This window comes from Burkholderia sp. E168m23, assembly GCF_016586125.1.
GTDB lineage: Bacteria > Pseudomonadota > Gammaproteobacteria > Burkholderiales > Burkholderiaceae > Burkholderia > Burkholderia orbicola.
Window position 1 is genome coordinate 1 of sequence record NZ_BCPP01000570.1, and the last position, 4,699, is coordinate 4,699.

The 4,699-nt window shown below is 65.4% G+C and carries 1 protein-coding gene and 1 pseudogene; both read left to right on the forward strand.

All coding sequences use genetic code 11. The features are described from left to right. Positions 1 to 2,587 (forward strand): annotated as a pseudogene (locus tag JMF90_RS24870) (DNA-directed RNA polymerase subunit beta'); the annotation flags it as partial. 277 nt (positions 2,588 to 2,864) lie between these two features. Then, positions 2,865 to 4,699 (forward strand): DNA helicase RecQ (gene recQ / locus JMF90_RS24875; RefSeq protein ID WP_201325548.1); only part of this gene is annotated, 1,835 nt, incomplete at its 3' end.

Here is a 4,699-nt window from a genome sequence, read left to right on the forward strand (position 1 = left end):
CACCGAAATGGTCCACAACGAAGACAAGTCGGAAGGCGCGCCGCCGTTCGTGCCGAAGATCACGCTGTACGCGACGACCGTCGGCCGCGCGATCCTGTCGGAGATCCTGCCGCACGGCCTGCCGTTCTCGGTGCTGAACAAGCCGCTGAAGAAGAAGGAAATCTCGCGCCTGATCAACACGGCGTTCCGCAAATGCGGTCTGCGTGCGACGGTGGTGTTCGCCGACCAGCTGATGCAGTCGGGTTTCCGTCTCGCGACGCGTGCCGGCATCTCGATCTGCGTGGACGACATGCTCGTGCCGCCGCAGAAGGAAACGATCGTCGGCGACGCCGCGAAGAAGGTGAAGGAGTACGACCGCCAGTACATGTCGGGTCTCGTCACCGCGCAGGAACGCTACAACAACGTGGTCGACATCTGGTCGGCAACGTCGGAAGCGGTCGGCAAGGCGATGATGGAGCAGCTGTCGACGGAGCCGGTGACGGACCGCGACGGCAACGAGACGCGCCAGGAGTCGTTCAACTCGATCTACATGATGGCCGACTCGGGCGCCCGGGGTTCGGCGGTTCAGATTCGTCAGCTGGCCGGTATGCGTGGCCTGATGGCGAAGCCGGACGGCTCGATTATCGAGACGCCGATTACCGCGAACTTCCGCGAAGGTCTGAACGTGTTGCAGTACTTCATCTCGACCCACGGTGCACGTAAGGGTCTGGCTGATACGGCACTGAAGACCGCGAACTCGGGTTACCTGACGCGTCGTCTGGTCGACGTCACGCAGGATCTGGTCGTGGTGGAAGACGATTGCGGCACGTCGAACGGCGTGGCGATGAAGGCGCTGGTCGAAGGCGGTGAAGTCGTCGAAGCGCTGCGTGACCGTATCCTCGGCCGCGTCGCGGTCGCGGACGTCGTGAATCCGGAAACGCAGGAAACGCTGTACGAATCGGGCACGCTGCTCGACGAAACGGCGGTCGAGGAAATCGAACGCCTCGGCATCGACGAAGTGCGCGTGCGCACGCCGCTGACCTGCGAAACGCGTTACGGCCTGTGCGCAGCCTGCTACGGCCGCGACCTCGGCCGCGGCTCGCTCGTGAACGTCGGCGAAGCAGTCGGCGTGATCGCGGCGCAGTCGATCGGTGAACCGGGCACGCAGCTGACGATGCGTACGTTCCACATCGGTGGCGCGGCATCGCGTGCGGCAGTGGCTTCGTCGGTCGAAGCGAAGAGCAACGGTATCGTCCGCTTCACGGCGACGATGCGCTACGTCACGAACGCGAAGGGCGAGCAGATCGTCATTTCCCGTTCGGGCGAAGCGATGATCACCGACGACTTCGGTCGCGAGCGCGAACGTCACAAAGTGCCGTACGGCGCGACGCTGCTGCAGCTCGACGGCGCGACGATCAAGGCCGGCACGCAGCTCGCCACGTGGGACCCGCTGACGCGTCCGATCATCACCGAGTACGGTGGTACGGTGAAGTTCGAGAACGTCGAGGAAGGCGTGACCGTCGCGAAGCAGATCGACGACGTGACCGGCCTGTCGACGCTGGTCGTGATCGACGTGAAGCGCCGCGGTTCGCAGGCTTCGAAGAGCGTGCGTCCGCAGGTGAAGCTGCTCGACGCGAACGGCGAGGAAGTGAAGATTCCGGGCACGGAGCACGCAGTGCAGATCGGCTTCCAGGTCGGCGCACTGATCACCGTGAAGGATGGCCAGCAGGTGCAGGTCGGTGAAGTGCTCGCACGTATCCCGACGGAAGCGCAGAAGACGCGTGACATTACCGGCGGTCTGCCGCGGGTGGCGGAACTGTTCGAAGCGCGTTCGCCGAAGGATGCCGGCATTCTCGCGGAAGTCACCGGTACGACGTCGTTCGGCAAGGACACGAAGGGCAAGCAGCGTCTCGTCATCACGGACCTCGAGGGCAACCAGCACGAGTTCCTGATCGCGAAGGAAAAGCAGGTTCTGGTTCACGATGCCCAGGTCGTCAACAAGGGCGAAATGATCGTGGACGGTCCGGCCGATCCGCACGACATCCTGCGTCTGCAGGGTATCGAGGCGCTGTCGCGCTACATCGTCGACGAAGTGCAGGACGTGTACCGTCTGCAGGGCGTGAAGATCAACGACAAGCACATCGAGGTGATCGTTCGCCAGATGCTGCGTCGTGTGCAGATCACCGACAACGGCGATACGCGCTTCATCCCGGGCGAACAGGTCGAGCGTTCCGACATGCTGGACGAGAACGATCGCATGATCGCCGAGGGCAAGCGTCCGGCTTCGTACGACAACGTGCTGCTCGGTATCACGAAGGCATCGCTGTCGACCGACTCGTTCATCTCCGCGGCATCGTTCCAGGAAACGACCCGCGTGCTGACCGAAGCGGCGATCATGGGCAAGCGCGACGATCTGCGCGGCCTGAAGGAAAACGTGATCGTCGGCCGTCTGATTCCGGCCGGTACGGGTCTCGCGTTCCACAAGGCACGCAAGGCGAAGGAATCGTCGGATCGCGAGCGTTTCGACCAGATCGCAGCGGAAGAGGCATTCGACTTCGGCACGCCGAGCGCGCCGGCAGAAGAGCCGCAACACCCGGCAGCCGAGTAAGCACGGCGCGGCGCAAGCCGCGTTGCCTTGCTATCATCGCTGTCACCGAAACCGCCCGGTTCTGCCGGGCGGTTTTTTTTCATCCTTCGTTCACGCGCATGACGTGCCTGCGCCGCCTCGGGGCATGCCCCGCGAACGCGTCCAGCATGACCGCGGCAGGCCCGTGATGCCCGCGAACGAACCCTGACCGAACGGCCAACGTCGCGCGATTCGCCACGCGTCGCGCGAGCGGGTTGTTAAAATTGCGTTCATCGCTTAGCCGTCCCTGTTCCTATTCATGTCCCGCGCCCTCGAAATACTCGACGAAGTCTTTGGTTATTCCGCCTTTCGCGGCCAGCAGGGCGAGATCGTCGAGCACGTCGCCGGCGGCGGCGATTGTCTCGTGCTGATGCCGACCGGCGGCGGCAAGTCGCTGTGCTACCAGATTCCCGCGCTGCTGCGCCGAGAGGCCGGGCAGGGCGCCGGCATCGTCGTGTCGCCGCTGATCGCGCTGATGCAGGACCAGGTCGCCGCGTTGAGCGAAGTCGGCGTGCGCGCGGCCTACCTGAATTCGACGCTGTCGGGCGCCGAGGCCGCGGCCACCGAGCGCGCGCTGCGCGAAGGCGAAATCGACCTGCTGTACGTCGCGCCGGAGCGCTTGATGACGGGGCGCTTCCTCGAGCTGCTCGAGCGCGCGAAGATCGGCCTGTTCGCGATCGACGAAGCCCACTGCGTGTCGCAATGGGGGCACGATTTCCGCCCGGAATACATCCAGCTGTCGGTGTTGCACGAGCGCTTCCCGTCGGTGCCGCGCATCGCGCTGACCGCCACGGCCGACGCGATCACGCGCGACGAGATCATCCATCGTCTCGCGCTCGACGACGCGCGCGTGTTCGTGTCGAGCTTCGACCGCCCCAACATCCGTTACCGGATCGTCGAAAAGGACAACGCGCGCTCGCAGTTGCTCGATTTCATCCGTGCCGAGCACACGAATGCCGACGGCACGACGGACGCGGGCGTCGTCTATTGCCTGTCGCGTCGCAAGGTCGAGGAAACGGCCGAATGGCTGAAGGCGCAGGGCGTGCGCGCGCTGCCGTATCACGCGGGGATGGAGTTCGAGGTGCGGCAGAAGCACCAGGAAATGTTCCAGCGAGAGGAAGGCATCGTGATGTGCGCGACGATCGCGTTCGGCATGGGCATCGACAAGCCCGACGTCCGCTTCGTCGCGCACCTCGATTTACCGAAGAGCGTCGAAGGCTATTACCAGGAAACCGGCCGCGCGGGCCGCGACGGGATGCCCGCGAACGCGTGGATGGCATATGGCCTCGGCGACGTCGTCCAACAGCGCAAGATGATCGACGAATCCGATGCGGACGACGCGCACAAGCGCGTGCAGACGTCGAAGCTCGACGCGCTGCTCGGGTTGTGCGAAACGATCTCGTGCCGCCGCGTGCGGCTGCTGAACTACTTCGGCGAGGCGAGCCAGCCGTGCGGCAACTGCGACACGTGCCTCGAGCCGCCCGCTTCGTGGGACGCGACGCGCGAGGCGCAGATGGCACTGTCGTGCGTGTTCCGCGCGCAGCGCGCGAGCGGCTTCAATTTCGGCTCGAGCCACCTGATCGAGATCCTGCGCGGCGGGCGCACCGAGAAGGTGTTGCAGCGCGGCCACGACCAGCTCAGCACGTTCGGCATCGGCGCGGCACTGTCCGAGCCCGAGTGGCGCGCGATTTTCCGGCAACTGGTCGCGTACGGCTACCTGGCGGTCGACCATGGCGGCTTCGGCGCGCTGATGCTGACCGAGGCCGCGAAGCCCGTGCTGAAGAACGAGGAAAAGGTCACGCTGCGCCGCTACGTGAAGCCGCAGCGCACCCGCCAGTCGTCGAGCCGCAGCGGCACGCGCGTCGACCCGACGGCCGGCATGGGCGCCCGCGAGCGCGCACGGTGGGACGCGCTGCGCGCATGGCGCGCGGAAACCGCGAAGACGGACGGCGTGCCGGCCTACGTGATCTTCCACGACGCGACGCTCGCCGAAATCGCGCGCAACGCGCCGGAGACGATCGACGACCTGCGTCACATCCCCGGCATGGGCGTGCGCAAGCTGGAACGCTTCGGCGACGAAATCATCGACGTCGT